Below are 25,979 nucleotides of genomic sequence, written 5' to 3' on the forward strand. Positions count from 1 at the left end.
GGAGGACGTGTCGGTGGTGGGGTTCGACGACTCGCCGCTGATCGCGTTCACCGACCCGCCGCTGACCACCGTGCGCAAGCCGATCGGCGCCATGGCCTCGGCTGCCGTGGAGACCCTCCTGGAGGAGATCAACGGCGCGCCGGGCAAGCACGTCGAGCTGATGTTCCAGCCCGAACTGGTCGTCCGCCGCTCCACCGGCTCCGGCCCCCTGGTCAACCGCTGACCCCTCCGGCCCCGGTCCCTGCTGTCCCGGTCCCTGCTGTCCTGGTCCCTGCTGTCCTGGTCCCTGCTGTCCTGGTCCCTGCTGTCCTGGTCCCTCCGGCCGCCGGCGACCCGTCAGGCTCCTCGGCCGGCACCTGACCACCCGGCCCGGCCGCCGGTCCAGCGGCCCCCGACTCCGGCGCTCCGGCCGGTGTCCCGCAGTGCCCCGACGCCCCGGCGCGGGCCCGACAGAGCCCTGCCCGGGCTCGGCGAGGATGTGCATCCATGACCCACGATGTGACCCACGACGTCGTCGTGATCGGCGGAACCGGTGTCGACACCACGGTCTACGTGCCCGAGCTGCCGCTGCCGTACGCCGACACCTACGCCGTCCCGCCGGTGGTCGACCGGATCGGCAACACCGGCAGCGGCGTCGCGCTGGGCTGCCACGCCCTCGGCCTGCGGGTCAGGCTGGTGGACCTGGTCGGCGACGACCCCCAGGGCCGGTTCATCCGGGCCCACATGGAGGAGCGCGGCGTCGAGGCGGGCTGGGCCCTCGCCCCCCAGGGCACCCGGCGCAGCGTCCTGCTCGTCGGCCCCGACGGGCGGCGCACCTCGCTGTTCGACCCCCGCGTCGTCCCGGACGAGCGGCTGCCCCGCGAGCTGTACCTGGACGCGGTCCGCGACGCCCGGCACGTCCACGTGTCGATCACCGACTTCTCCCGGCACGTCTATCCCGACCTGGCCGGCCGCCCCGCCGCCACGGTCTCCACCGACCTGCACGACTGGGACGGCGACAACGACCACCACCGGGACTTCGCCTACTCCTCCGGCCTGGTCTTCCTCTCGGAGACCGCCCTGGGATCGCGGCGGGAGGAGGTCATGCGCCACATCCTCGACGCCGGCCGCGCGCAGACCGTCGTGTGCACGGCGGGCGCCGAGGGCTGCCACGTCCTGGACGCCGACGGACTGCGGCACTTCCCGGCCGCGCCGCTGCCCGGCCCGGTGGCCGACAGCAACGGCGCGGGGGACGCCTTCGTCAGCGGCTTCCTGTACGGCAGGCTGCACGGCCGCCCGGTCGAGGAGTGCGTGCGACTGGGCGCCGTCGCCGGCGCCCACGCCTGCACCGTCCAGGGCACCCACGAGGACCCCATCACCGAGAAGACCCTCCTCGACCGCGTATGAAACGGTCACCGTCCGGAACGGCGACCGCCTCCCCGAAGGCCGCCCCCCGCCTCCCGGCATGACGACGCCGGTACGGCGAGGGGCCGTACCGGCGCTTCCGGCGTCGCCGTACGGCGCGCGGGGGTGTCAGCGGGCGGACTCCAACCCGGCCAGCAGGGCGGCGGCCCGCTCGCGGTAGGCGGCCACGTTGTCGAGCTTCACGTGCTCGTAGCCGCGGATCATCTCGGGCAGGTCGGCCAGCTCGCGGATCCGGCCCTCGGTCTCCGGTGTCAGGTGCTCCAGGGCGCGCCGGACGTCGCGGGTGTACTCCTCGACGAGCCGGCGCTCGACCCTGCGCACCCCGGCCATCCCGAACGGGTCCAGCCGGGTGCCGCGCACCTTGCGCATGCCGTACAGCAGGCGGAAGGCCGGGTCGAACCAGGTGCCCAGGCGGATCTTGCGCTTCATGCCCATGGCGCGCAGGACGGGCGGGTGCAGGTTGTAGGAGATCTTCGCGCCGGGGCCGAACTCGGCGGCGATCCTGGCCCGCTCGGCCGGGTCGAGGTGCAGGCGGGCGACCTCGTACTCGTCCTTGTAGGCCATCAGCCGGTACAGCTGGCGGGCGTAGGCCTCAGTGATGGGAGTTCCGGCGGCCGGGCGGGCCTCCGGCTCCTCCTTGGCCAGGACCTCCCGGACCGCCTCGGCGTAGCGGGCGGCGTAACGCAGGTCCTGGTAGGCCACCAGGTCCGGGATCCGCACCTCCAGCAGCCGGCGCAGCTCGCTGCCCTCGGCCGCGCCCACCGACTCGATCAGCCGCAGCACCTCGCCCGCCGGGCGCGGGGCCGGCACGTCGGGCGAGCCGGTCGCCGCCGCCACGGCCTCGGGGGCGGCCACGACCGCCCGGCCCCAGTGGAAGGCGGCCACCGTCTTCTCGGCGGACTTGCCGCCGCCCAGCCGGATGGCGCCCTCGATCGCCTCCAGGCTGAGCGGGATGAGCCCGCGCTGCCAGGCGGCGCCGACCACGATCGTGTTGGCCGGCATGTGGTCGCCGAACAGCGCCTGGGCCACCGCCTCGGCGTCGAGGTAGACGTTCAGCTCGCGCCGGGTCCGGGCCTCCAGCGCGCCGATCGGCGAGCCGAGCTCGGTCAGGTGGGTCGACGGGTCGAGCACCATCGAGCCGGTCGGGACCAGGCTGGTGGAGACCACCGCGACGGTGCGGTCGCGGTCGGCGGTGCGCAGGTGCTTGGGGTCGGTGGCGCCGATCAGGTCCAGCGCCAGGTAGGCGTCCACGCTGGCCGAGCTGGCCTGCCCGGACCTGTCGTCCTCACCCTCGAAGATCAGGATGTCGGAGACGACGGTGCCGCCCTTCTGCGCCAGACCGGTCTGGTCGAGCCCGCGCGAGCGCTTGCCGTCGAGCAGGGCGGCGGTGCCCAGGATCTGGGCGACCGAGACCACGCCGGTCCCGCCGATGCCGACCAGCCGGATCGTCGCCTCCCCGCCGGGCAGCTCACGCCGCTCGGCCGCGGGCAGCTCCGGAAGAGCCGGTACGGCGCGCCCGGCCTTGCCCTTCGCCGCCCCCTTGGCCTTCGCCTTGCCCGGGACCACGGTGACGAAGGACGGGCAGTCGCCCTCCACGCAGGAGTAGTCCTTGTTGCAGGACGACTGGTGGATCTCGGTCTTACGGCCGAACTCGGTCTCCACCGGCAGCACCGACAGGCACTCGGACTTCTTGGCGCAGTCGCCGCAGCCTTCGCAGACCCGCTGGTTGATCGCCACCCGCCTGACCGGGTCGGGCAGCGCGCCCTTCTTGCGCAGCCGCCGCTTCTCGGCCGCGCACTGCTGGTCGTGGACCAGCACGGTCACGCCGGGGATCGCCGCGAGCTCGCGCTGGGCGTCCTCCAGGGCGGAGCGGTCGCGGACCTCGGCGATCCGGGCGAGCTTGACGCCCCGGTAGCGCGCGGGCTCGTCGGTGGTGACGATCACCCGGCGCACGCCCTCGACCTCCAGCCAGCGGGTCAGGTCGGCCACGGCCAGCGACGGCTGGATCGTCTGACCGCCGGTCATCGCGACCGCGCTGTTGTAGAGGATCTTGTAGGTGATGTTGACCCCGGCGCCGACCGCCGCGCGGACCGCCAGCGAGCCGGAGTGGTGGAAGGTGCCGTCGCCGAGGTTCTGGAAGATGTGCGGGGTGTCGGTGAACGGCGCCTGGCCGATCCACTGGGTGCCCTCGCCGCCCATCTGGGTCAGGCCGGTGAGCGTGCCCTTGCCCTCGGGGTTGATGACCACCATCGTGTGACAGCCGATCCCGGCGCCGACCGGCGCGCCGTCCGGGACGGCGGTGGAGCGGTTGTGCGGGCAGCCCGAGCAGAAGAACGGGGTGCGCTGGGCGGTGAGCAGCTTCAGCGGCTCGGGACGGGAGATGACGGCCAGGTTCCTGGAGACGCGGTCGCCGAGGCCGGAGGGGGCCTGGTCCGTCGCGATGCCCTTGCGGCGCAGGCGGAAGGCGATGGCCTTGGCCGCCAGGTCGGCGTCCACGCCGCCCGCCTGCGGGATCAGCCGGGCGCCGTTCTCATCCAGCTTGCCCAGGACGCGCGGGGCGTTCGCGGTGCCGTACAGGACGTCCTTGACCAGGCCCTCCAGCAGCGGCGCCTTCTCCTCCACGACCATGATCTCTTCCAGGCCGCGGGCGAAGGTCCGCACGATCTCCGGCTCCAGCGGCCAGATCATGCCGATCTTCAGCAGGCGCACGCCCGCCTCCTCGGGCGTGATGCCGAGCTTGCGGAAGCCCTCGCGCACGTCGTAGTAGGCGGTCCCGGAGGCCACGATGCCCAGCCAGGCGTCCCGCGGGTCGGCGGTGATCCGGTTGAGGCCGTTCTCGCGGGCGTAGGCGCGGGCCAACTCGGTACGCGGGCCGACGAGCGTGCGCTCCATCTCCAGCGACCACGGGGTCAGCAGGGTGGCGTTGGGCATGTGCCGGTACGGCCGGCCCTCGTACTCGACGTCGTATCCGGCGCCGGGCATGACCGGGACGACCCGGTCATGCCCGACGCTCACGGTGCCGGTGCCGTCCACGACGTTGGAGACGGCCTTCACCGCGACCCACAGTCCGCTCGCCCGGGACGCCGCGATCGCATGGCGGCCCAGGTCGAGCAGTTCCTGGACGCTGCCAGGGTGGACGATCGGCATGCCGAGCGCGGCGAGCGCGCTCTCGGTGGCCGAGGGAAGCGTGGAGGACTTGCACGTCGGGTCGTCGCCGCAGAAGGCGATCATGCCGCCCTGCGGGTGGGCGCCGACGAAGTTGCCGTGCCGGAAGGCGTCGGCCGCCCGGTCCACGCCGGGGGCCTTGCCGTACCAGACGCCCAGCACACCGGTCTTGCGCGGCCGGGGGAGGGTGGGCACGAGCTGGCTGCCCCAGACGGCGGTGGCGCCCAGCTCCTCGTTCTGGCCGGGGCGGTGCACGACGTCGAGCGGCTCGGCGTGCTTGCGGGCACGGGCCAGCTCCAGGTCGAAGCCGCCCAGCGGGGAGCCCGGATAGCCGGACACCATCGTGCCCGTGTCGAGCCCGGTGCGGCGGTCGGCGCGCATCTGGTCGAGGATCACCCGCACCAGGGCCTGCGTGCCGTTCATGAAGACGCGGCCCTCTTCGAGGAGGTACCGGTCGTCGGGAGAGATCTCGCGGGATTCGGCGAAGATCGTCATGCTGGTGGTCCCGTCTGTCGGTCCCGCTTGGATTGCGGCAAGGTTATGCCAGAGGGGCCGATATCCGATGTCAATGTTCCCGTCACCTGCTGTTCGTTCTAGCATCTGATGCCATGGACGCCACCGATCGCGCAATTCTCAGCCTCCTGCAGGTGGAGGGGCGGCTGAGCAACCAGGAACTGGCCGAGCGGGTAAGGCTGACCCCCTCGCCGTGCCTGCGCCGGGTCCGCAACCTGGAGGAGTCCGGGGTGATCAGCGGTTACCGGGCCGTGATCGACCCGGCCGCCGTCGGGCGCGGGTTCCAGGTGCTGGCCTACGTCGAGCTGAAGGGCCAGGACGCCGAGACCGTCACCGCCTTCGAGGAGGCCGTGATGGAGATCGACGACGTGATCGAGTGCCTGCGCATGTTCGGCCATCCCGACTACGTGCTGCGGGTCGCGGTGCCGGACATGGAGGCCTACAGCCAGCTCCGCCTGGAGCGGCTCGGCCGCCTGCCCGGCCTGGACAAGCTGACCTCCCAGATCGCCATGAAGGCGCTCAAGCCCGGCGGCGTGCTTCCCCTCTGAGGGGCCCGGCGGGGAGCCTCGCAGTTTTTCTCCGCGGTTTTCCTCAGTGGGCCTCCGTGATTACCGATGAGAACCCAGTCATTACTCTCGGCAACTGCAAGGAAGCACAATGTCAGACAAGAGGAAGACCTGGACCGCGCTGCTGCTGGCCGCCGCGGTGAGCGTGAGCGTCCCCGTGACCGCCGAGGCGGCCAACGCGGCGCCGAAGAAGCCGGCCAAGACCTCGTCGACCAAGCTGACCGCCGCCGCTCGCGCCGCGGCGGCCAAGCAGGCGGCGGCCGCCAAGGCCGCGGCGGCGAAGGCGGAGGCGGCCAGGAAGGCAGCCGCCGCCAAGGCGGCGGCGGCTGCGAAGGCCGCGGCCGCCAAGAAGGCGGCGGAGGCCAAGGCCGCGGCCCTGCACTTCGCCGCGGTGGGCACCGTCACCGCCGTGGACGTCGAGGCGGGCACCGTCACGGTGACGGTGGCCAGCGGCTCGAAGACGGTGGTGGGCACGGACGTCGTGTTCACGGTGAACGCCGTCACCAAGATCACCCGGGATGACGTCAAGGTGACCCTCGACGCGGTGCTCCCCGGTGACGCCGTGACCGTGAACGGCGTCAGGACCGTCACCGGCCTGGTCGCCGCGCACGTCAACGCCACCAGCCCGGAGCCGGTCGTCGAGCCGGAGCCCGAGCCCGAGCCCGAGCCCGAGCCGGAGCCGATCGTTGAGCCCGAGCCCGAGGTGTGATGCCGGAGGGAGCCCTCCCGCCCGGCGGGAGGGCTCCCGTAGAAGGCCGGGATTCGCGGCCAGGATCGTCACGGGGGTCGTGCTCGGCGTTCTGACGCTGGGCACGGCCCTCGTGACGCCCGCGCCGGCCTCGGCCGCGGCGGGGCTGAAGCCCGCTCCGGCGGGGACGCGCGCGATGTGGCTGTGGCACACCGCCACGGCCAAGCCGTCCGACGTCCTGTCCTGGGCCCGCGCCCGGGGTGTGAAGGAGATCTTCGTCTACGTCGACGCCGAGCTGCCCTCGACCCCCGCCACGCTCGCGCGGGTGCGGGAGCTGAAGCGGGGCGCGGACGTGTCGAAGATCCGCCTGACGGCGCTGGGCGGTGAGCCGGAGTGGGCCACCGACCACGCCTCGGCGCTGGCCTGGCAGCGCGCGGTCCTGGGCACCAGGCTGTTCACCGGCAGCCACGTCGACGTGGAGCCCTACGTCCTGCCGCAGTGGCAGGCGAACCGGGCCGGGCTGGTCTCGGGCCTGGTCAAGCTGCTGGAGCGGCTGCAGGCCGCCGACCCCCGCCCCCTGGAGGCCGACGTGCCGGCCTGGTACGGGATCATCCCGGCCGGGACCGGGATCACGCTGGCCGACGCGGTGCTGGCACGGGTGAACGCGATCACCGTGATGAGCTACCGCGACACCGCCAAGGGCCCCAACTCGATGATGGACATCAGCACCGACTTGCTCACCCGCGGCTCCAGGGCGGGCAGGCCGGTACGGCTGGGCGCGGAGACCGCCCCGCTGTCCGACTGCGTGTACTGCACCTTCCACGAGGAGGGCCGGACGCGGATGACCACGGTGCTGTCCCAGGTCGACGCGGCGGCCCGAGCCCACCCGGCCTTCGCCGGCATCGCGATCCACCACTACACGTCCTGGCGGACGATGCGTTCTTGAGGTGCGCGTCTTCGGGCGGCCCTTCAGAACGGTCGCAGGCCTTCGGGCCACCCCGAGATCACTCGCCTCCCGCGGAGCCCCGCGGGAGGCGAGTGGCGTTGGAGGGCGTCACCCGCCGCCGGGCGCGGGAAGTGTGAGGCGGCTCGCCCCTGGGGGAACCGTGACGGGACTCACCCGCACGACCTCTTTTCCCGGCCGCTCGCGGGCCGATCTCCCGAAACGGGCCCCATGTCTTGTCAGTGAGGTTCCGTGCCCACCGGGGGAGCGGCCTCCCGCGGGGCCGTATCCCAGAAGATCATTTTCATGTCGTCAACGACCGACATCGCCGCCGCGGCCCACGCCACCAGCGAGGGCATCGGCCGGGCCCAGCAGGCCGCCGGCGAGCTGTCCCGGATGTCCGGCGAACTGCGCGAGCTGGTCGCCGCTTCCGCTACTGAGAAATCTCCCGGCTGCCGGGGGATCCCGGAGGAGACCGGGATACGAGGCGCCCCCGCCCCCTGCGCCGGAGGCGGCCGCCGGGGCGGGACCACAGAGGAGACCGGGGCCCGGTCGCGCGAACCTCTCGCGCGGCCGGGTCGCGGGCCGTCGGCGGGAACCTCTCGCGTGGCCGGGTCGCGGGCCGTCGGCGGGAACCTCTCGCGTGGCCGGGTCGCGGGCCGTCGGTGAGGTCGTTCATGGTGCCGGGCCCCGGATCGTCCGTGGAGGGCGGTCGTTCCTCGTGGTGAGGACGGGGAGAGCCCGGTTCCTCAGGCGAGGAAACGGCGCAGTTCGGCGGCGAGCTCGGCGGGGGCGTCCTCGGCGAGGTGGTGGCCCGACTCGATGGCGGCGCCCCGCACGTCCGGGGCCCAGTCGCGCCAGATCGCCAGGGGGTCGCCGTACAGTTCCTCCATGTCGTCGCGGGTGGCCCACAGGAACAGGGTCGGGCAGGAGACCACCCGGCCCGCGCGGCGGTCGGCGTCGTCGGCCTCCCGGTCGAGGCCGAGCCCCGCCCGGTAGTCCTCGCACATCGCGTGGACCGTGCGCGGGTCGTGGATCGCGCGCCGGTAGTCCTCGTAGGCCTCGGCGCCCATCTGCCCGGCGGTGGCGCGGTACCACGCGTCCGGGTCGGCGTTGATCACCCGTTCGGCGGGCTTGGCGGTCTGCCCCAGGAAGAACCAGTGCCACCAGCTCGCCGCGAAGCGCGCGTCGGCGCGGGCCAGCGCCTCGCCGATCGGGATCCCCTCCATGACCACGAGCCGGGTGACGGCCCGCGGATGATCCAGCGCCAGCCGCTGGGCCACGTAGCAGCCCCGGTCGTGCCCGGCCACGGCGAAGCGCTCGTGGCCCAGCTCCCGCATCAGGGCCACGCAGTCGCGGGCCATCGCCCGCTTGGAGTAGGGCTCGTGGTCGGCGGTGGTCTCCGGTTTCGACGAGCGGCCGTAGCCTCGCAGATCCGGGCAGACCACCGTGAAGTCCCCGGCCAGCAGCGGGGCGACCCGGTGCCAGGTGGCGTGGGTACGGGGATGGCCGTGCAGCAGCAGCACGGGCGGCCCGTCGCCGCCGTACCGGACGAAGAGCTCGGCCTCCCCGGTCGCCACCCGCTCCTGCGCGAATCCCTCGAACACCTCGTCACTCCCGTCCGTACGGCCCCGCGGGCGTGGCCGCCCGCCGCGGAGACGATTCCTCATCCGGGGCGGCCGAATCCCGCGGGCCGTTTGACCTGCCGCGGACGGGGGAGGCGACCCGCGCGGAGACGAGTGCGAAGGAGGAACCCGCCATGATCGGTGATCTCGTACGGGGCGGCCTGGGCGGGCTGTTCGCCACTGCCGCGATGAGCGCGGTGATGGTCGCCGGGGACCGCGCCGGGCTGATGTGCGACCAGCCGCCCAAGCGCATCACCCGCGCGTTCATGCCCGGCCACCGGCACCGGCCCAAGAAGGGGGAGGGAGTGCTCGGCGCGGTGGCGCACCTGGGCTTCGGCGCCGCGTCCGGCGCCCTGTTCGGCGTGCTGACGGGCGGGCGGCGCCCTCCGGTCCCGGCCGGAGTCGCCTACGCCCTGGGGATATGGCTGGTCAGCTACCAGGGATGGGTCCCCGGCCTGGGCATCCTGCCGCCGATCTCCCGTGACCGGCCGGGCCGCGTCGCGGTGATGGGCACCGGCCACGTGGTGTACGGCGCCGCCCTGGCCGCCGCTCTCAGGAAGCTGAACGGTCCCGCCGCCTCAGAGAAGTGACGGGACACCCCGGCGGGCACGCGGCGCGGGTCGTGCCGTCGGCCCTACCGCTTCCCGAAGGTGATCGTCTGGAGCAGGTCGGCGGAGGACCGGTCCAGGACCGTGACGCTCGCCGCCGGGGGGAGGGCGCCGGTGCGGGCGCGGGAGACCAGCCTGTCCCAGCGGCGGCAGTGCCGGGCGAAGAGCACGGTGCTCACGACCCGGCCCCGGGAGATCTGCCCCTTGCGGGCGATCTCGGGGTCGACGTCGAGCATGACCAGGTGCATCTGCGTGCCGCGCAGCCGGGCGAACCAGGCCAGGCCGTACAGGATGTGCGGCCAGGTGCCCCGGCTGTGCGCCACGACCGTGTGACCGCGCAGCACGGCGCCGACGATGCGGGCCATGTGGGTGGTGTGCACGATCGGGGTGCGCAGGCGCGGGTGGAGCGCGACGAGGCGGGGCGACCACCAGGCGCGCGACTGCCGTGAGTCGATGATCAAGACGCCGTCCGCGTTCACCGGGGCGGTCTCGTCGCCGCGCAGGCCGTACAGCCGGTCCAGCAGCGTGCTCTTGCCCGCACCGGGGAGGCCGGTGAGCAGGACCAGGGACCCGGCCGGATAGGTCAGGTCGTCGGCGGACCGCCGGGCGGCCGGTGTGACGGCGGCCATCACGCGCACCTCGCAGGGGGAAGGGGAAGTTCCTCCATATCATCCTGTGTCGCGAGGTGTGTTCCGTGCATCGGCCGGGGCCGTCGGAGAAGTGCGGGGGCCGGAACTCCGCCCCCGGGCTCCGTGGGAGGGCGCGGGCAGGGGGAGGCCCGCGCCCCGTGGGCGGCCGGATGGGTGTGGTGGGGCACCTCCGGACCGGCCGCCCGGCTCTCAGGGATGACCCGGAGCCGTCAGGCTCCGGAGTGGATCAGGATGGATCGGGGAGATGGCCGGGGACGCTCACGAGGGCGGCCCCCGGTGCCGATCGGCGTCCGCGGTTCCCGGTGCGCCGATGAGCCTCCGCGCGCTCCGGTGTGCCGGGCGGCATCCGGATCTCCGGCGTCATGGGTCAGTACCCGCCTCCCCCTCCGCCGCCGTTGTTGTTGCCGTTGTTGTTCTGTGAGGGGCTCGCGCTCGGGCTGCCGCTGGGCGCCGGGGGCGGGGCGGACATGGCGGGCTTGGCTCCGGCCGCGTGGATCAGGCCGACCATGCCGTGCGTGCCGCCGTCGGTCCCCGCACTGAACCACAGGGTGTTCGTGCCGCCCACGGTGGCGGTGCCGGGCTCCAGGTCCCACAGGCCGCCCAGGGCGATCGGCTGTCCGTTGGATCCGCGCAGCGCTCCCAGCGGGCGGCCGGTGCGCGGGTTGTAGGCCAGGATCCGGCCGTCGCCGAAGTTGCCCACCAGCAGCGCCCCCGACATCCGGCCGAAGCCGCGCGGGGCCAGCGTCATCGCCCACGGGGCGTTCAGCTGGCCGCGGGCGGCGAAGCGGCCGAGGAAGCGGCCGTCGCCGTCGAACTGGCTGACGAAGCCCTTGCCGACCCCCGCCACGGCCTTGCCGGTCTGGGGGTCGCGCTTGGCGTAGGCCACGAGGATGGAGCGGCCCACGACCTCGACGTTGAAGGCCGAGTAGTTCTCGGGAAGCCGCGGGTCGAGGAACGCGCGGCTGTGCGTCCGCAGGCGGTTGAAGTCCCCGTCGAAGACGTGGACGCGGTTGTTGGCGAAGTCGGCGGCCAGCAACCGGGGGCCCCTGTTGGTCTGGGCCAGGGCCAGGCCCTTGAAGTCGGCGTTGCGCACGAACGCGCCGATGACGGCGTCGTCGGCGTCGGCCTGGGCGTTCCATCCGGTGATCGCGCCGCTGGGGCTGGCGAAGATGAAGGTCGCGGGCCCGGACCCGCCGGGGCCCTTCACCACGAACTCCTCGCCCGGGTTGACCACCTGTCCGGTGGGCCTGCCGCCGGGGATGCGGACCCGGGTCTGCTCCTGCTTGACCCCGTTGTGGCCGCCGGAGTAGACGGTGGCCAGGTCGCCGCCGGTGGCCGAGACCCACAGGGTCTTGCCCATGGCCATGCCCCACGGGTTGATCAGCGCGGGATCGGTGATCGCGGCCCGGCCCTTGACGTCCGAGACCAGGTTGACGACCGTGTACCGGTTGGGGGTCTGGGAAGCGCCGGGGGTCTGCTGGATCCCGGCATGCGCCGTACCGGCTCCTAGAGCCATCAGTGCCGTGCATACCGTGACGATGCGAAAACGCATCGCGTGCCTCCTCTGCTCGGGAGTGCTGTCGCCGCGAGATACGCGTGTGACACGTGCCCGGTTCAGAGGAGGCGCCGATGTGTTGGAGCGACGGAGGCTCAGACCTGCGGGCGCAGGGCGGCCGCCTCGGCGGCCAGCTTCTCGACGCGGGCGTAGTCGCCCGTGGCCAGGGCGTCGGCCGGGGTCAGCCAGGTCCCGCCCACGCAGCCGACGTTCGGCAGCGCGAGATAGTCGGGGGCCGTGGCGAGCCTGATCCCGCCGGTCGGGCAGAAGCGCACGTCGGGCAGGGGCCCGGCCAGCGACTTCAGGTACGGCAGGCCGCCGGCGGCCTCGGCGGGGAAGAACTTCATCTCGGTCAGCCCGCGCTCGGCCAGCGTCATGACCTCCGAGGCCGTCGCCACACCCGCCAGGAACGGCAGGCCGCTGTCCTGCATGGCGTCCACCAGGGCCGCCGTGCTGCCCGGGCTCACCAGGAACTTCGCGCCCGCCTGCGCGGAGGCGCGCACGTCGTCGGCGGTCCGGACGGTGCCGGTGCCGATCACCGCCTCGGGGACCTCGGCGGCGATGCGCCGCACGGCCTCCAGCGCGGGGGCGGTGCGCAGGGTCACCTCGATGACCGGCAGGCCACCGGCCACCAGGGCCCGGGCCAGGGGTACGGCGGTCTCCGCGTCGTCGATGACGACGACCGGGACCACCGGGGCGATGTCGAGAAGGCTCATGCGTACTCCATCGGGGAGGTGATCGGGGAGGCGCCCGCCAGGCGCTGGTTCAGCCAGGCCGCCGCGCCGGTGAGCGCGGGCTGCGGCGCCACGATCAACGTGGTGGCGATGGCGGCCAGATAGTCGCCGAGCGTCGGGGTGGCCTCGAAGCGGCGGCGGAAGTCGCTGGTGCGCACCCGCTCCACGATACGGGGCAGCACGCCGCCGCCCAGATAGACGCCGCCCCGGGCGCCCAGGGTCAGCGCGACGTTCCCGGCGAAGGTGCCGAGCATGCCGCAGAAGACCTCGACGGTCTCGGCGCACAGCGAGTCGTCCATCCGGGCCACGACGTCGGCCGGGGACAGTTGCGGCGCGTCCACGCCGTTGACCAGCGCCAGGGCGCGGTGGAGCCGGCTCAGCCCCGGCCCCGACAGCAGGTGCTCGGCCACCACGTGCTCCATGCCCTCCGAGCGCAGCGCCCGGACGACCTGGTGGTCGCGCTCGTCGAGCACCGGGGCGGTCACGTGACCGCCCTCGCAGGGGATCGGCACCCAGCCCTCGGCGGCGGGCACCAGGCCCGCCACGCCCATGCCGGTTCCGGGACCCAGGACCGCCTTGACCCCGTACCCGGGCTCCGGCCCGCCCAGGGAGGCCAGATCGTCCCCGGCCAGGTGCGGCAGGGACGCGGCGAGCGCCTCGAAGTCGTTGAGGAGCTCGACGTGCTCGATCCCCAGGTCGCGCACCGAACCCGACCAGCCCGCGTTGGTCAGCCGGTAGCGGTCCCCGTCGATCGGGCCGGCGATCGCGATGCAGGCCGCTCCCGGCTGAACTCCGCCCGCGTGCTCCGCGAGATAGGCGGCTACGGCTTCGGGAAGACCGTCGTGATCCTTTCCGGCCAGTACGGCGACGGCCCCGGGGCTGCCACCGGGCTCGGTGACCAGGCCGAACCGGGCGTTGGTGCCGCCGACGTCGGCGACGAGCCAGGGAAGCGTCACCGCTCGCCTCCGCCGGCGGCGCGGGCGGCGACGCTCTCGGCGTGGCCGTTCAGGGCGAAGATGCCGGCGCCGCGCTCGGCGGGACCCGCCGCGCCGCGGAAGGCGGCGAACAGCTCGCGGCCGGTGCCCACCCACTGGGCGTCGGTGAGCGGGGCCCCCTGCGGGGTGCGGGCGGCCAGCTCCTCGGCCGGGACCAGCAGCTCCAGCGTGCCGGCCGCGGAGTCGAGGCGGATCGGGTCGCCGTCCTGGACCAGCGCGATCGGGCCGCCGTGGGCGGCCTCCGGCGACAGGTGGATGGCCGCGGGGACCTTGCCCGAGGCGCCGGACATGCGGCCGTCGGTGACGATGGCCACCCGCTGGCCGCGGTCCAGCAGGACCGCCAGCGGCGGGGTGAGCTTGTGCAGCTCGGGCATGCCGTTCGCGCTCGGTCCCTGGTAGCGGATGACCGCCACGAAGTCCTGCCCGTCCAGCTCGCCCGCCTCGAAGGCGCGCAGCAGCTCCAGCTGGTCGTCGAAGACCTTGGCCGGGGCCTCGATCACCAGGTGCTCCTCCTTGACGGCGGAGACCTTGCTGACCGCGCGGCCCAGGTTGCCGTCGAGCATGTGGATGCCGCCGTCGGGGGAGAACGGCTCGCGCGCCGGGCGGAGCACGTCGAGGTCGGCGCTGCCCTCGGTCCGCTCGGTCCAGACCACCTCGCCGTCCTTCAGCTCGGCCGCCGACCGGTAGTGGTCGAGGCCCTGCCCGGCGATCGTGAGCACGTCGTTGTGGAGCAGGCCGGTGTCCAGCAGGTCCCCGATGAGCACCTGCATGCCGCCCGCGGCCTGGAAGTGGTTCACGTCGGCCTGGCCGTTGGGGTACATCCGGGTCAGCAGCGGCACGACCTTCGACAGCGCGGCCAGGTCGTCCCAGAGCAGCTCGATGCCGGCCGCCGCGGCGATGGCGACCAGGTGCATGGTGTGGTTGGTCGAGCCGCCGGTGGCCAGCAGCGCCACGCAGGCGTTGACGATCGCCTTCTCGTCGACCACCCGGCCCACGGGGGTGTACTCGGCGCCGTGCGCGGTGATCTCCACAGCCCGGCGGCCCGCGGCCCTGGTCAGGGCCTCACGCAGCTCGGTGCGCGGGTTGACGAACGTCGAGCCCGGCAGGTGCAGGCCCATGACCTCGACCATGACCTGGTTGGAGTTGGCGGTGCCGTAGAAGGTGCAGGTGCCGGGGGAGTGGTAGGACTGCATCTCGGAGTCCAGCAGTTCGGCCTTGCCGACCTTGCCCTCGGCGAACAGCTGCCGGGTGCGGGCCTTGGCCTTGTTGGGCAGGCCGGAGGTCATCGGCCCGGCGGGCACGAACACCGCGGGCAGGTGGCCGAAGTGCAGCGCGCCGATCAGCAGGCCCGGCACGATCTTGTCGCAGACGCCCAGCATGAGCGAGGAGTCGAACATGTCGTGGGAGAGCGCGATCGCGGTGGCCATCGCGATGACCTCACGGCTGTAGAGCGACAGCTCCATGCCGGCCCGGCCCTGCGTGATGCCGTCGCACATCGCGGGCACGCCGCCGGCGAACTGGGCGACGCCGCCCGCGGCGCGGACCGCGGCCTTCAGGATCGGCGGGTAGGTCTCGTACGGCTGGTGCGCCGAGAGCATGTCGTTGTAGCTGGACACGATCGCCACACCCGGCCTGACGAAGGCGCGCAGGTCGCGCTTGTCGGCCTCCGGGGCGCCGGCGAAGCCGTGCGCCAGGTTGGCGCAGCCCAGGGCGGAGCGGGCGGGGCCGCGCTCGCGGGCCGCCTCGGCCTCGGCGTCCAGCCGGGCCAGGTAGGCGGTACGGCTGGCGCGGCTGCGCTCGATCAGGCGGTCGGTGACCTCTTGGACGACGGGGTGCATCCGGCCTCCTCCAATGGTGTCGGGACGGTCGTTTCCGGTCTGGGCGGGACTCATGCGAGGTCCTCCTCGTGCCAGGCGCGGCCGCTGCGACCGACGAGTTCGTGTGCTCCGGCGGGACCGGCGGTGCCCGCGGGGTAGGGCTCGGGCAGCATGCTCTGCGACTCCCACTCGGCGAGGATCGGGTCGATCCACCGCCAGGCCGCCTCGACCTCGTCACGCCGCATGAACAGCGTCGGGTTGCCGGTCAGGACGTCCATGAGCAGGCGCTCGTAGGCGTCGGGCACCCGGGAGGTGAAGGTCTCGGCGAAGCTCAGGCTCAGCGGGACGGGCTTGAGAGCGACCTCGCCCGCGCCCGGCTCCTTGGCCATCAGGTGCAGCCGGATGCCCTCGCTCGGCTGCAGGCGCAGCACCAGCCGGTTGGGGGCGCTGCCCGCGAAGATCGAGTGGGGCACGTCCTTGAACTGCACCACGATCTCCGAGGACCGGTACGGCATGCGCTTGCCGGTGCGCAGATAGAAGGGCACGCCCGCCCAGCGCCAGTTCTTCACCTCGGCGCGGATGGCCGCGAAGGTCTCCACCCGGTGCGAGGCCTCGGTGGGCGCGGTGCTGTCGGGTTCGTCGAGATAGCCGGGGACCTCGACCCCGCCGCACACGCCCGCGGTGTACTGGCCGCGGACGGTGAAGCGGTCCACCTCGCCGCCGACGATCGGCCGCAGCGACTCCAGGACCTTGACCTTCTCGTCGCGGATCGACTCACGGTCGTTGCGCGAGGGCGGCTCCATGGCCACCAGGCACAGCAGCTGGAGCAGGTGGTTCTGGACCATGTCGCGCAGCGCGCCGGCGTGGTCGTAGTAGCCGCGGCGGCCGGGGGTGCCGACGGTCTCGGCGGCGGTGATCTGGACGTGGTCGATCCACAGGGAGTTCCAGATGGGCTCCAGGAACGCGTTGGCGAAGCGGAGCACCAGCAGGTTCTGGACCGTCTCCTTGCCCAGGTAGTGGTCGATGCGGAAGATCTGCCGCTCGTGGAAGATGGCGCCGACCTCGTCGTTGATGCGCTGGGCGCTGGCCAGGTCGCGGCCGAGGGGCTTCTCCAGCACCACCCGTGAGGCGGGGGTGACCAGCCCGGCGCGGTTGGCCTCCCGGCAGAACGGGCCGAAGGTCATGGGCGGGCTGGCCAGGTAGAACACCCGGTCCCGCTGCTCGTGCCCGGCGAGCATGGCGGTGAGCCTGGCCCAGCCGGTGGGGTCCTCACCGCCGATGTCGACGGTGACGTGGTGCAGGCGGTTGAGGAAGCGCTGCCAGAGGGCGAGGTCGTCCACCGGCACCGAACTGCGTACCTCGGCGTCCACCTTGCCGCGGAAGTCGGCGTCGTCGAGGCCGCCGCGGGACATCGCGATGATCCGGGTCTCCGGGGCGAGACGGCCGTCGCGGTCGCAGTGGTAGAGGGCGGGCAGGAGTTTCCGCATGGAGAGGTCGCCTGTGCCGCCGAAGACGATCAGATCGGCGGACTGCGGGGTCTCGGACATGGGGGAGCTCCGTACTTGATCTTCCGGTTCAGGGATAGATCGGACACTAGCCATGTCTTGCGCTTCACACAAGCAGAGTTTTGTCATTTGAGATGAGAAAGTTTGAACTTTTCATTTCGTAACCGGGTGTGATTCACTTGGCCGATGCCTCGTCGTCCCGCCACCGCGCTCGCCACGACCGGTGAGGTGCTCCGCCTCATCCGGACGGGCGAGGCCGTCACGCGCGCGGACATCGGGCGGGTGACCGGTCTGTCCCGGCCGGCGGTCTCCCTGCGGGTCACCGAGCTGCTGGACCGCGGCCTGGTCGTGGAGGACACCGAGGGGCCCTCCACCGGGGGACGTCCCCCGACCCGCCTGGCCTTCAACGGCGCGGGCGGGGTCGTGCTGGTGGGGGCGCTGGGCGCCAGCCGTACGCAGATCGCCGTGTGCGACCTCGCGGGGGACGTGCTGGCCCGCGCCGATCTCGGCATCGACGTCGAGGACGGGCCCGGCGTCGTGCTGCCCCTGGTCATGCAGACCTGGAACGAGCTGCTGGGCGACCGCCCCGTCTCACAGGTGCGCGGCGTCGGCCTGGGCGTGCCGGCCACCGTGGAGTTCGCGGCCCGGCGCACGGAGAGCGCCCGCATCATGGCGAACTGGACCGGGGTGGCCATCCCCCCGATCATCGAGGAGCGCTTCCCGGCCCCCGTCTTCCTCGACAACGACGTCAACGTCATCGCCATCGGCGAGCACCGAGCGGTCTACGCGGGCGAGGCCGACGACCTGCTGTTCATCAAGGTCTCCACCCGGATCGGCGCCGGCGTCATCGCGGGCGGCGAGATCCTGCGCGGGGCGCTGGGCGCGGCCGGGGAGATCGGCCACATCCCGGTCCGGCACGGCGGGGGAGTGCTGTGCCGCTGCGGCAACACCGACTGCCTCGACTCGGTCGCCAGCGCGACCTCCATCCTGCGCACGCTCCGGGAGCGGGGCCACGAGGTCAAGACCCTGGCCGACGTGGTCGCGCTGGTCCGGGGGGGCGACGCCGGGACGATGACGGTGATCCGTGACGCCGCCCGGATGCTGGGCGAGGTGATCGCCACCGCCGTCAACCTCCTCAACCCCGCCGTGGTGGTCCTGGGCGGCGATGTGGCCGAGACCTTCCAGCCCCTGGTCTCCGGTGTCCGCGAGGTCGTCTACCGCCGTTCCACGGCTCTGTCCACCCGGAACCTGCGCATAGAGCGCAGCCGCCTGGGCCCCGGCGCGGGCATCACCGGCTGCGCCCACATGGTCCTCGACCACATCCTCGCCCCAGAGGCGATCGACTCCCCCGCCTGAAACCCGAAATCCGAAACCGCCCGGAGTCTGTCACCGGGCGGCTCTGTCACGACCGGGTCACCCCGCCTCCGTCATGCCGCCGCGTGTTCTGCGGTTCTGGTTCTGGCGGCGGATCGCCAGGGCCATGTCCACGGCCGCCGCGACGGCGAGCACGAGCATCACTATGGTCAGCCACGTCATGCCTCCGGCGAAGGCGAGCGCGCCGATGGCGATGGCGGCGATCAGAGCGAAGGAGCCCAGGCGGATGTGGACGACGTCACGGGGCGTCGCCGGGACCATGGGCTTGCCGGTCCTGGACGTCTGTTCCGGCTGCTGTGGTTCGGAAGTCATGCTTTCCTCCTCAGTTCAGGCCTCACCTACCCCTTCGGATCTGCCCCATGCACGGGTGCATGATCCGGAAGGGAAAGGGCAGAGAGCGCTGACGAGCGGAAACGAGGTGATTTTGATATGCCTGCACGTGAAGAGCTGCCGTCGACCCTGCGTCGCTCCCCCAAGAAGGCGCAGGAGACCTGGATCAAGGCCCATGACTCCGCGGTGGAGACCTACGGAGAGGGCGAGCGGGCGCACCGTACGGCATTCGCCGCGCTGAAGCACTCCTTCGAGAAGGTGGGCGACCACTGGGAGGAGAAGAAGGCCAAGGGCCCCTCCGACAGGCAGGCGGCGAAGAGCACCCCCAAGCAGGGCAAGACCGCGGAGGGCGTGGACGCCAACGCCTCCAAGGAGCACCTGTACGACCTGGCCAGGCGGCTGGAGGTCAGGGGGCGTTCCAGCATGACCAAGGGACAGCTCGTCGAGGCCATCAAGAAGGCCAACCAGCGGGCCACGGCCAAGGCCAGGTGAGTCGGGACCGGGTGGGCCGAAGCCGGGAAGCATGTCCGTTTTGATGAAAATTCTTTCCCCGTGAGCTATAAGCGGCGCCCTCCCGGATAAGGAACGGCCGGAAGCGAACGCCGCACGGAGGGAGACGTCACTGTGACGGATGTGTCGAGCAAGGGCCCGCAGCCGGGCGACGAGCGCCCGGTGCTGACCAACCGGCAGGGACACCCGGTCTACGACAACCAGAACCAGCGCACGGTGGGCGCCCGGGGCCCGGCCACGCTGGAGAACTACCAGTTCCTGGAGAAGATCAGCCACTTCGACCGCGAGCGCATCCCCGAGCGGGTGGTCCACGCCCGGGGCGCGACCGCCTACGGCTACTTCGAGGCCACCGGCATGCTGGGCGACGAGCCGATCAGCCGCTACACCCGGGCGAAGCTGTTCCAGGAGGCGGGCAAGCGCACCGACGTGGCCCTGCGCTTCTCCACCGTGATCGGCGGCCGCGACTCCTCGGAGGCGGCGCGCGACCCGCGCGGGTTCGCGGTGAAGTTCTACACCGAGGACGGCAACTGGGACCTGGTCGGCAACAACCTGGCCGTCTTCTTCATCAGGGACGCCATCAAGTTCCCCGACGTGATCCACGCCCTCAAGCCCGACCCGGTGACGTTCCGCCAGGAGCCCAACCGGATCTTCGACTTCATGTCGCAGACGCCCGAGGCCATGCACATGCTGGTCAACCTGTTCAGCCCGCGCGGCATCCCCGCCGACTACCGGCACCAGCAGGGCTTCGGGGTGAACACCTACAAGTGGGTCAACGAACAGGGCGAGACCCACCTGGTGAAGTACCACTGGATGCCCAAGCAGGGCGTGCGCAGCATGACGGCCGCGGACGCGGCGGCCGTGCAGGCCGACGACCTCGGGCACGCCACCAAGGACCTGCGCGATGCCATCGACCGCGGCGACTACCCGGAGTGGGAGCTGCTGGTCCAGATCATGACCGACGAGGAGCACCCCGAGCTGGACTTCGACCCGCTGGACGACACCAAGGTCTGGCCCGAGGACCAGTTCCCGGCCCGGTCGGTCGGCAGGCTCGTCCTCGACCGCAACGTCGAGAACAACTTCGCCGAGAACGAGCAGATCTCCTTCGGTACCGGCGTCCTGGTCGACGGGCTGGACTTCTCCGACGACAAGATGCTGGTCGGCCGCACCTTCTCCTACAGCGACACCCAGCGCTACCGGGTCGGCCCCAACTATCTGCAGTTGCCGGTGAACCAGGCCAAGAACGCCAACGTGCGCACCAACCAGCGCGACGGCCAGATGACCTACTTCGTGGACGGCGCGGGGGAGAACCCGCACGTCAACTACGAGCCCTCGATCACCGGCGGTCTGCGCGAGGGCCAGTACCCCACGCACGACGAGCAGGGACCGGTGATCAGCGGGCGGCTCACCCGCAAGCGCATCCCGCGCACCAACGACTACAAGCAGGCCGGGCAGCGCTTCCGGCTGATGGAGCAGTGGGAGCGCGACGACCTCGTGCACAACTTCGTCACGATGCTGTCGCAGTGCGACCGGCCCATCCAGGAGCGCATGGTCTGGCACTTCCTGCTGGTGGAGGACGAGCTCGGGCTGCGCGTGGGGGAGGGCCTCGGCATCGCCCCCGAGGACGTCGCCCACCTGGAGCCGCTGGCCAGTCAGGACCTGACCGACGAGGACCGCGAGCGCCTGTCCCAGCTGGGCAAGAACGGGCCGCGCGACGTCACCGGCCTGAAGATGACCCACTGCGTGCCCAACGAGCGGGCCGTGATGGCTTCGTGAGCGGCGGGCGGCCGCGGCCTGACGGCTGAACGGCTGAACGGCTGACCGCTGACCGGCTCACTGAACTGACCGGCTGAACGGCTGACCGGACTGAACGTCTGAAGGGCGGCGAGGCCGCCCGGCACGGCGCCCGCGCGGCGGACCCCACCGCGCGGGCGCCGCCGTTTTCCGCGCCCCCGCACCCTCGCGCCCCTACACCCTCGCGCCCCTACACCCACGCGTTCCCACGCCCTCGTGTCCTCGTGCCTCCACGCCTCCACGCCTCCACGCCCCCACGCCCCCACGCCCCCACGCCCCCACGCCCCCGCAGCCTCGCGGCTCGCCGAGGGCGCCTCTCCTCGTACGGCTTCGCACGCCGTCCTGTCCTGACAGCAAGCTTTAACTCGTCTTGACGGGAAGCGGTTCTCCGGAAAACGTGGATTCAACCGCCCCCAACGGGGAAGTCGGGTGCTCCCAGCACGACTGATCCGCCGGGAAGGGCGGCCCTGCGGCGCTCTCTCCGCGACGGCCCCCGCGCGAGATCGAGCCCCCGGCGGGCTGGGTGGACGAGGTGGAGGAGAGGAACGACCATGCCCAGACGCCTGGTGGACGCGCGCCGTACCGCGAAGGTGGGCGGGGGTGCCGCGAGAAGCCGATCGGGCCGCGCCGCGACGGCGGCCCTGGCCACCGTGCTGACCGCTACCGTCGCCGCGTGCGGCGGGGTCGGCTCGGGAGGCGGGGGCGGAGGAGGGGGCGGCACGACGGGGGGCCAGTCGTCGCTGACCACCATGGGCTTCGGACTGCCGGACGAGATCGCCACCGTCCGCGTCGACGCGTTCAAGAAGGCGCGCCCCGACGTCACCCTGCGGATCAACGAGGGACAGTTCGACGAGCAGGCGTTCCTGTCGGCGGTGGCCAGCGGCAACGCGCCGGACGTCGTCTATCTCAGCCGTGACCGCATCGGCAGCTACGCGGCGCGTGGGGCGATCCAGCCGCTGGACGGGTGCGTCTCGGAGCAGAACATCCCGACCGGGGACTTCTACCCGGCCGCGCAGCAGCAGGTGAAGTACGACGGCAAGTGGTACGGCATCCCGGAGTTCTACAACTCGATCGTCCTGGTGGTGAACGACAAGGCCGCCAAGGACGCGGGCGTCGATCCGGCGGCCGTCGACACCTCCGACTGGGACGAGCTGGCCAAGCTGGCCGAGAAGATGACGCGGACCGAGGGCGGGAAGATCGAGCGCTTCGGCTTCTATCCCAAGCTCCCGGAGTTCCTCCCGCTGTGGGCCAAGGCCAACGGCGCCGACATCCTGTCGGAGGACGGGCGCACCTCGAAGCTGAACGACCCGAAGGTCGCCGAGGCGCTGGACTACGCGAGTCGCCTGGTGGAGTCGCAGGGCGGCTGGACCAAGCTCAAGGCCTTCACCGAGACCTTCGACTACTTCGGCGAGGGCAACCCGTTCGTCAAGGACCAGATCGGCGCGATGCTCACCGAGCAGTTCGTGGTCACCGCGATGGCCGGGACCACGCCGGACGCCGAGATCACCGTGCTGCCGTTCAAGGACCGGCAGGGCAACCCGGTCAACAACGTGGGCGGCAACGCCTGGGTGATCCCGAAGGGGGCCAAGAACCCCGACGCCGCGTGCACGTGGATCAAGACCATGACCGCGGCCGACACCTGGGTCGCGGCGGCGCGGGCGCGGGCCGAAAAGCGCGCCCAGGAGGGCAAGGCCTACACCGGCACCTACACCGGCAACGCCAAGGCCGATGAGGTGATCTTCTCCGAGCTCGTGAAGCCGAGCGGGAAGAAGGCGTTCGACGACGCGGTCAAGGTGATCCGCTCGGTGCAGGAGGCGGGCTTCGTGGTGCCGCAGTCCGCGGCGGCGGCGGAGTTCAAGAAGGCCTGGGAGGATGCCGGCACCAGGGTGCTGCAGGGATCACAGGACGCCGCCGAGTCCCTGTCCCGGGCGCACACCGAGGCGCAGAAGGCCATCGACGAGGCGACGTCGTGACCCGCACGCCGTACGACGCCGTCGTCGTGACGGGCGGGATCGGCGGGCCGCTGTGAAGAGGACCGCCGGGGAGAAGAGCGCTGCGGGAGGCGCCGCCGGGGGAAAGACCGTCACGGGAAAGGCCGCCGGAGAGGGCGGGGGACGGGCCGGGCGGGTCGGGAGGCTGCGGCCCGAGACCCGCTGGGCGTACGTCTTCCTGCTGCCGTGGCTCATCGGCCTGGTCCTCTTCCAGGCCGGGCCGATGCTCGCCAGCCTGGTGCTGTCGTTCACCGACTACGACCTGATCGGCGCACCGGAGTTCGCCGGGACGGCCAACTACGCGCGGATGATGGAGGATCCCAAGGTCGCCCGCGCGATCGGCAACACCGTCCTGTACACGCTGCTGCACGTGCCGCTGGCGATCATCCTCGCGCTCGCGCTGGCGCTGGTGCTCAACCGGATCACCGGCCGCGCGGCCGGGGTGTTCCGGACGATCTTCTATCTGCCCTCCATGACGCCCTACGTCGCGGTGGGCGTGCTCTTCCTGTTCCTGCTCAACGGGCAGGCGGGGGTGGTCAACGCCTTCCTGGGGCTGTTCGGGATCGAGGGTCCGCAGTGGACCACCGACCCCGACTGGATCCTGATGGGCATCGTGCTGATGTCGCTGTGGAACCTGGGCTCGACGACGATCATCCTGTTCGCGGCCCTGCGCAACGTGCCGCGCGAGCTGACCGAGGCCGCGATGATCGACGGGGCGGGGCCGTGGCAGCGCTTCCGCGCGGTGACCCTGCCGATGATCAGCTCGGCGCTCTTCTTCGTGGTGATCATCAACACGATCAGCTCGCTGCAGATGTTCGACCAGGTCTACACGATGTTCTTCGGCAACCAGATCGCCCAGCAGTCGTACGGCGACGCGGCGCTGTTCTATGTGATCTATCTCTTCCAGCAGGCGTTCCAGTTCCTGCACATGGGCTACGCCTCGGCGCTGGCCTGGGTGCTGTTCATCGTGATCGCGATCATCACGCTGATCCAGGTGAGGGTGGGCAACCGGATGGTCTACTACGAGGCCGAGGAGCACGCCGGATGATGGCCGTCGAACCGATCACCTCCGCGGTCCGGCCGGAGACCGCCCGGCCCGCGCAGGGCGCGGCCCCGGACCCGGCGGGCAGGGGGACGGGGAAGGTCTTCTTCCTGACCGTCCTGGCCGCCGCCTCAGTGATCTTCCTCTATCCGTTCGTCTGGCTCGTGGTGGCCTCCCTCAAGCCCCGCGACCGGACGTTCAGCGACCCGTTCCTGCCCTGGCCGGTCCCCTTCCGGCCGGAGAACTACGTGGCCGTCTGGGATGCGGCCCCCATGCTGACCTGGCTGGTCAACACGGTGGTGGTGGGCGTCGCGGCCGCGCTGGCGGTCACGCTGTCCAGCGCCTTCGTGGCCTTCGGCTTCGCCTACTTCCGCTTCCCGGGCCGGGGGATCATCTTCGGCAGCGTGCTGGCGACGATGATGCTGCCGGCGGCGGTGACCCTGGTGCCGACCTTCCTGATCTGGAACGCCGCGGGGCTGACCGGCACGCAGGTGCCGCTGTGGGCGGGCAACCTGTTCGGTTCGGCGTTCTACATCTTCCTGCTGCGCCAGTTCCTGCTCGGTGTGCCGCGCTACGTCTTCGAGGCCGCGCGCGTCGACGGCGCGTCGTACTTCGACCTGTTCTGGCGGATCGCGCTGCCGCTGTCGCGCCCGGCGCTGATCATCGCCTTCATCTTCGAGCTCAAGGCGAGCTGGTTCGACCTGATGAAGCCGCTGATCTATCTGCAGGATCCGGCGCTCTACACGCTGCCGCGCGGCCTGAAGGCCGTCGTCGACCAGTTCTACCAGGGCGGCGACCCCAAGTGGGAGATCGTCCTCGCGGCGAGCGTGGTGACCACGCTCCCGCTGATCGTGATCTTCTTCCTCGGTCAGCGCTACTTCGTCCAGGGCATCGCCACCACCGGCCGCCGCTGACGGCCGGCCGGACGCGGAGCCCGGACGCGGAGTCCGGACGCGGAGTCCGGACGCAGGCCCGATGCGGAGTTCGGACGCGGGGCCCGGAAAGCGCCCGGGGCCGCCTCCCCGAAGGGAGACGGCCCCGGGTGTGCGGGGGACGGAGACTCAGGCCGCGCTGATCGCGTCGAGCAGGTCACCGACCGGCCGGTCGGGCAGCGCCCTGGCCACGTCGGCCAGCGCCACGATTCCGACCAGCTTGTGACCGTCGATCACCGGCAGCCTGCGCACCTGGTGCGAGGCCATCGTCCGGAGGATCTCCGCGGCGTCGTCGTCGGCGCCGATGGTCACGGCCTCGCCCTGGGCCAGCTCACCGGCCAGGCAGGAGTTCGGGTCCTTGCCCTCGGCCAGGACCTTGATCACGATGTCGCGGTCGGTCAGCATGCCCTTCAGCCGGTCGTCCGTGCCGCAGATGGGCAGGGATCCCACCCCCAGGCGCGCCATCTTCCTGGCCGCGTCGAGAACCGTCTCGTCGGCGTTCACGCATTCCGCGTTCGACGTCATGATGTCGCGTGCGGTCGGCATTCTCGCTCCTTTCGGTGGTTGCGGACTTCTGCGGCTGCCCGCGCAGAAGGGAACGAAACCGGTCGGACATGAACCGGGATCAACGGGAAACGGGAGGTGTATGGGGACTACCGCGTTGATCGTTGTGGACATGCTGAACCCGTACGACCACCAGGACGCCGAGCCGCTGGCCGAGAGCGCGGAGCGGATGGTGGGGCCGCTGGCCGACCTCGTCGAGCGGGCGCACGGGAGGCGGGACGTCGAGCTGATCTACGTCAACGACAACCACGGCGACTTCGCGGCGGCCCGGCCGGAGATCGAGGAGGCGGCGCTCGGCGGCCGGCGGCCCGACCTGGTGCGGCCGGTGCTGCCCCCGCCCGGAAGCGCCTTCCTGACCAAGGTGCGCCACAGCGCCTTCTACGGCACCTCGCTGGAGTACCTGCTGCGCCGCCAGGAGGTGGAGACGGTCATCCTGACCGGCCAGGTGACCGAGCAGTGCATCCTGTACAGCGCGCTCGACGCCTACATCCGGCACTTCGCGATCCGCGTCCCGCACGACTGCGTGGCGCACATCCACGCCGACCTCTCCGAGGCCGCGCTGCGGATGATGGAGCGCAACATGGGGGCGGAGATCATCGCCGGGAAGCAGTGCCTGGAGGGCTGACCAGCGATGATCGAATGAACCGTTTGCCCGGTGGGGCGGGGGGTAGCGGGCG

At 71.9% G+C, this 25,979-nt stretch carries 24 protein-coding genes; 14 read left to right on the top strand and 10 right to left on the bottom strand.

From position 1 onward, the window contains the following. Positions 1–223: substrate-binding domain-containing protein (locus Psi01_RS33795; protein ID WP_204068213.1), on the top strand; the 223-nt coding region annotated here is incomplete at its 5' end. Between the two features lie 263 nt (positions 224–486). After that, a complete protein-coding gene (locus tag Psi01_RS33800) occupies positions 487–1,386 on the top strand; it encodes a carbohydrate kinase family protein (protein WP_204068214.1) in 900 nt (299 codons plus the stop codon). Positions 1,387–1,512: 126 nt separating this feature from the next. Here Psi01_RS33800 and Psi01_RS33805 read toward each other — a convergent pair whose 3' ends face one another. Further along, positions 1,513–5,064, bottom strand: coding sequence for an indolepyruvate ferredoxin oxidoreductase family protein (locus Psi01_RS33805; RefSeq protein ID WP_204068215.1), 3,552 nt, complete (start codon positions 5,062–5,064; stop codon positions 1,513–1,515). A gap of 113 nt (positions 5,065–5,177) precedes the next feature. Between Psi01_RS33805 and Psi01_RS33810 the strand changes: the two genes are divergently transcribed. The 4 genes from Psi01_RS33810 (at position 5,178) to Psi01_RS33825 (ending at position 7,948) form a co-directional block, all read left to right on the top strand. Then, positions 5,178–5,630, top strand: a complete 453-nt coding sequence (locus Psi01_RS33810; protein ID WP_204068216.1) for an Lrp/AsnC family transcriptional regulator — start codon at positions 5,178–5,180, stop codon at positions 5,628–5,630. A 109-nt stretch (positions 5,631–5,739) separates the two neighbouring features. After that, positions 5,740–6,357, top strand: coding sequence for a hypothetical protein (locus Psi01_RS33815; RefSeq protein WP_204068217.1), 618 nt, complete (start codon positions 5,740–5,742; stop codon positions 6,355–6,357). Positions 6,358–6,436: 79 nt separating this feature from the next. Then, positions 6,437–7,282: a hypothetical protein gene (locus Psi01_RS33820; RefSeq protein WP_204068218.1), complete on the top strand. Its 846-nt coding sequence runs from the start codon at positions 6,437–6,439 to the stop codon at positions 7,280–7,282. 303 nt (positions 7,283–7,585) lie between these two features. Next, complete coding sequence (locus tag Psi01_RS33825; protein ID WP_204068219.1) at positions 7,586–7,948, top strand: hypothetical protein; 363 nt, start codon at positions 7,586–7,588, stop codon at positions 7,946–7,948. Positions 7,949–8,028: 80 nt separating this feature from the next. On the opposite strand, the gene Psi01_RS33830 is transcribed toward Psi01_RS33825, so the two are convergent. Beyond that, positions 8,029–8,886: an alpha/beta fold hydrolase gene (locus Psi01_RS33830; RefSeq protein ID WP_204068220.1), complete on the bottom strand. Its 858-nt coding sequence runs from the start codon at positions 8,884–8,886 to the stop codon at positions 8,029–8,031. Positions 8,887–9,038: 152 nt separating this feature from the next. On the opposite strand from Psi01_RS33830, the gene Psi01_RS33835 reads away from it, so the two are divergent. Continuing rightward, entirely contained in the window at positions 9,039–9,494 is a 456-nt protein-coding gene (locus Psi01_RS33835) for a DUF6789 family protein (RefSeq protein ID WP_204068221.1), read from the top strand. A 44-nt stretch (positions 9,495–9,538) separates the two neighbouring features. Here Psi01_RS33835 and Psi01_RS33840 read toward each other — a convergent pair whose 3' ends face one another. From Psi01_RS33840 to zwf, 6 genes are all read right to left on the bottom strand, one after another. Beyond that, complete coding sequence (locus Psi01_RS33840) at positions 9,539–10,141, bottom strand: ATP-binding protein (protein ID WP_204068222.1); 603 nt, start codon at positions 10,139–10,141, stop codon at positions 9,539–9,541. A gap of 388 nt (positions 10,142–10,529) precedes the next feature. Then, on the bottom strand, positions 10,530–11,714 hold the full coding sequence (locus tag Psi01_RS33845; RefSeq protein ID WP_204068223.1) for a TIGR03118 family protein: 1,185 nt from the start codon (positions 11,712–11,714) through the stop codon (positions 10,530–10,532). Between the two features lie 98 nt (positions 11,715–11,812). Further along, complete coding sequence (gene eda / locus Psi01_RS33850) at positions 11,813–12,433, bottom strand: bifunctional 4-hydroxy-2-oxoglutarate aldolase/2-dehydro-3-deoxy-phosphogluconate aldolase (protein WP_204068224.1); 621 nt, start codon at positions 12,431–12,433, stop codon at positions 11,813–11,815. Further along, on the bottom strand, positions 12,430–13,407 hold the full coding sequence (gene glk / locus Psi01_RS33855; RefSeq protein ID WP_204068225.1) for a glucokinase: 978 nt from the start codon (positions 13,405–13,407) through the stop codon (positions 12,430–12,432). The genes eda and glk overlap by 4 nt, the downstream gene beginning before the upstream one ends. Next, positions 13,404–15,284: a phosphogluconate dehydratase gene (gene edd / locus Psi01_RS33860; protein ID WP_204068226.1), complete on the bottom strand. Its 1,881-nt coding sequence runs from the start codon at positions 15,282–15,284 to the stop codon at positions 13,404–13,406. The genes glk and edd overlap by 4 nt, the downstream gene beginning before the upstream one ends. 50 nt (positions 15,285–15,334) lie before the next feature. Further along, positions 15,335–16,810, bottom strand: a complete 1,476-nt coding sequence (gene zwf, locus Psi01_RS33865) for a glucose-6-phosphate dehydrogenase (RefSeq protein ID WP_204068227.1) — start codon at positions 16,808–16,810, stop codon at positions 15,335–15,337. Between the two features lie 144 nt (positions 16,811–16,954). On the opposite strand from zwf, the gene Psi01_RS33870 reads away from it, so the two are divergent. Continuing rightward, the gene (locus Psi01_RS33870; protein ID WP_204068228.1) at positions 16,955–18,124 is read left to right on the top strand and encodes an ROK family transcriptional regulator; all 1,170 of its coding nucleotides are present in this window, start codon (positions 16,955–16,957) and stop codon (positions 18,122–18,124) included. A 57-nt stretch (positions 18,125–18,181) separates the two neighbouring features. Here the strand turns inward: Psi01_RS33870 and Psi01_RS33875 are convergent, their stop codons facing one another. After that, on the bottom strand, positions 18,182–18,454 hold the full coding sequence (locus tag Psi01_RS33875) for a hypothetical protein (protein WP_204068229.1): 273 nt from the start codon (positions 18,452–18,454) through the stop codon (positions 18,182–18,184). Between the two features lie 117 nt (positions 18,455–18,571). Here Psi01_RS33875 and Psi01_RS33880 point away from each other — a divergent pair, with 117 nt between their 5' ends. From Psi01_RS33880 to Psi01_RS33900, 5 genes are all read left to right on the top strand, one after another. Beyond that, the gene (locus tag Psi01_RS33880) at positions 18,572–18,964 is read left to right on the top strand and encodes a ChaB family protein (protein ID WP_204068230.1); all 393 of its coding nucleotides are present in this window, start codon (positions 18,572–18,574) and stop codon (positions 18,962–18,964) included. A 132-nt stretch (positions 18,965–19,096) separates the two neighbouring features. Further along, complete coding sequence (locus Psi01_RS33885; protein WP_204068231.1) at positions 19,097–20,755, top strand: catalase; 1,659 nt, start codon at positions 19,097–19,099, stop codon at positions 20,753–20,755. A gap of 569 nt (positions 20,756–21,324) precedes the next feature. Then, positions 21,325–22,746, top strand: coding sequence for an extracellular solute-binding protein (locus tag Psi01_RS33890; RefSeq protein WP_204068232.1), 1,422 nt, complete (start codon positions 21,325–21,327; stop codon positions 22,744–22,746). A 52-nt stretch (positions 22,747–22,798) separates the two neighbouring features. Further along, on the top strand, positions 22,799–23,812 hold the full coding sequence (locus Psi01_RS33895; RefSeq protein ID WP_204068233.1) for a carbohydrate ABC transporter permease: 1,014 nt from the start codon (positions 22,799–22,801) through the stop codon (positions 23,810–23,812). Further along, positions 23,809–24,720, top strand: coding sequence for a carbohydrate ABC transporter permease (locus tag Psi01_RS33900; RefSeq protein ID WP_204068234.1), 912 nt, complete (start codon positions 23,809–23,811; stop codon positions 24,718–24,720). Before Psi01_RS33895 ends, Psi01_RS33900 begins: the two co-directional genes overlap by 4 nt. 147 nt (positions 24,721–24,867) lie before the next feature. Here the strand turns inward: Psi01_RS33900 and Psi01_RS33905 are convergent, their stop codons facing one another. Next, on the bottom strand, positions 24,868–25,284 hold the full coding sequence (locus tag Psi01_RS33905) for a CBS domain-containing protein (protein WP_204068235.1): 417 nt from the start codon (positions 25,282–25,284) through the stop codon (positions 24,868–24,870). A 100-nt stretch (positions 25,285–25,384) separates the two neighbouring features. Between Psi01_RS33905 and Psi01_RS33910 the strand changes: the two genes are divergently transcribed. After that, positions 25,385–25,927: a cysteine hydrolase family protein gene (locus Psi01_RS33910; RefSeq protein ID WP_204068236.1), complete on the top strand. Its 543-nt coding sequence runs from the start codon at positions 25,385–25,387 to the stop codon at positions 25,925–25,927. The last annotated feature ends 52 nt before the right edge of the window (positions 25,928–25,979 follow it).

Origin of the sequence: Paraplanobispora siamensis, assembly GCF_016863175.1 — a bacterium.
Lineage (GTDB): Bacteria > Actinomycetota > Actinomycetes > Streptosporangiales > Streptosporangiaceae > Planobispora > Planobispora siamensis.

Excerpts from the sequence above, each read along its gene's own strand:
- Psi01_RS33845 (WP_204068223.1), bottom strand. The coding sequence starts at position 11,714 with ATGCGTTTTCGCATCGTCACGGTATGCACGGCACTGATGGCTCTAGGA.
- Psi01_RS33840 (WP_204068222.1), bottom strand. The coding sequence starts at position 10,141 with ATGGCCGCCGTCACACCGGCCGCCCGGCGGTCCGCCGACGACCTGACC.
- Psi01_RS33875 (WP_204068229.1), bottom strand. The coding sequence starts at position 18,454 with ATGACTTCCGAACCACAGCAGCCGGAACAGACGTCCAGGACCGGCAAG.
- Psi01_RS33805 (WP_204068215.1), bottom strand. The coding sequence starts at position 5,064 with ATGACGATCTTCGCCGAATCCCGCGAGATCTCTCCCGACGACCGGTAC.
- Psi01_RS33880 (WP_204068230.1), top strand. The coding sequence starts at position 18,572 with ATGCCTGCACGTGAAGAGCTGCCGTCGACCCTGCGTCGCTCCCCCAAG.
- Psi01_RS33910 (WP_204068236.1), top strand. The coding sequence starts at position 25,385 with ATGGGGACTACCGCGTTGATCGTTGTGGACATGCTGAACCCGTACGAC.
- eda (WP_204068224.1), bottom strand. The coding sequence starts at position 12,433 with ATGAGCCTTCTCGACATCGCCCCGGTGGTCCCGGTCGTCGTCATCGAC.
- Psi01_RS33815 (WP_204068217.1), top strand. The coding sequence starts at position 5,740 with ATGTCAGACAAGAGGAAGACCTGGACCGCGCTGCTGCTGGCCGCCGCG.
- Psi01_RS33905 (WP_204068235.1), bottom strand. The coding sequence starts at position 25,284 with ATGCCGACCGCACGCGACATCATGACGTCGAACGCGGAATGCGTGAAC.
- edd (WP_204068226.1), bottom strand. The coding sequence starts at position 15,284 with ATGCACCCCGTCGTCCAAGAGGTCACCGACCGCCTGATCGAGCGCAGC.
- Psi01_RS33800 (WP_204068214.1), top strand. The coding sequence starts at position 487 with ATGACCCACGATGTGACCCACGACGTCGTCGTGATCGGCGGAACCGGT.
- Psi01_RS33825 (WP_204068219.1), top strand. The coding sequence starts at position 7,586 with ATGTCGTCAACGACCGACATCGCCGCCGCGGCCCACGCCACCAGCGAG.
- Psi01_RS33890 (WP_204068232.1), top strand. The coding sequence starts at position 21,325 with ATGCCCAGACGCCTGGTGGACGCGCGCCGTACCGCGAAGGTGGGCGGG.
- zwf (WP_204068227.1), bottom strand. The coding sequence starts at position 16,810 with ATGTCCGAGACCCCGCAGTCCGCCGATCTGATCGTCTTCGGCGGCACA.
- Psi01_RS33810 (WP_204068216.1), top strand. The coding sequence starts at position 5,178 with ATGGACGCCACCGATCGCGCAATTCTCAGCCTCCTGCAGGTGGAGGGG.
- Psi01_RS33835 (WP_204068221.1), top strand. The coding sequence starts at position 9,039 with ATGATCGGTGATCTCGTACGGGGCGGCCTGGGCGGGCTGTTCGCCACT.
- Psi01_RS33900 (WP_204068234.1), top strand. The coding sequence starts at position 23,809 with ATGATGGCCGTCGAACCGATCACCTCCGCGGTCCGGCCGGAGACCGCC.
- Psi01_RS33870 (WP_204068228.1), top strand. The coding sequence starts at position 16,955 with ATGCCTCGTCGTCCCGCCACCGCGCTCGCCACGACCGGTGAGGTGCTC.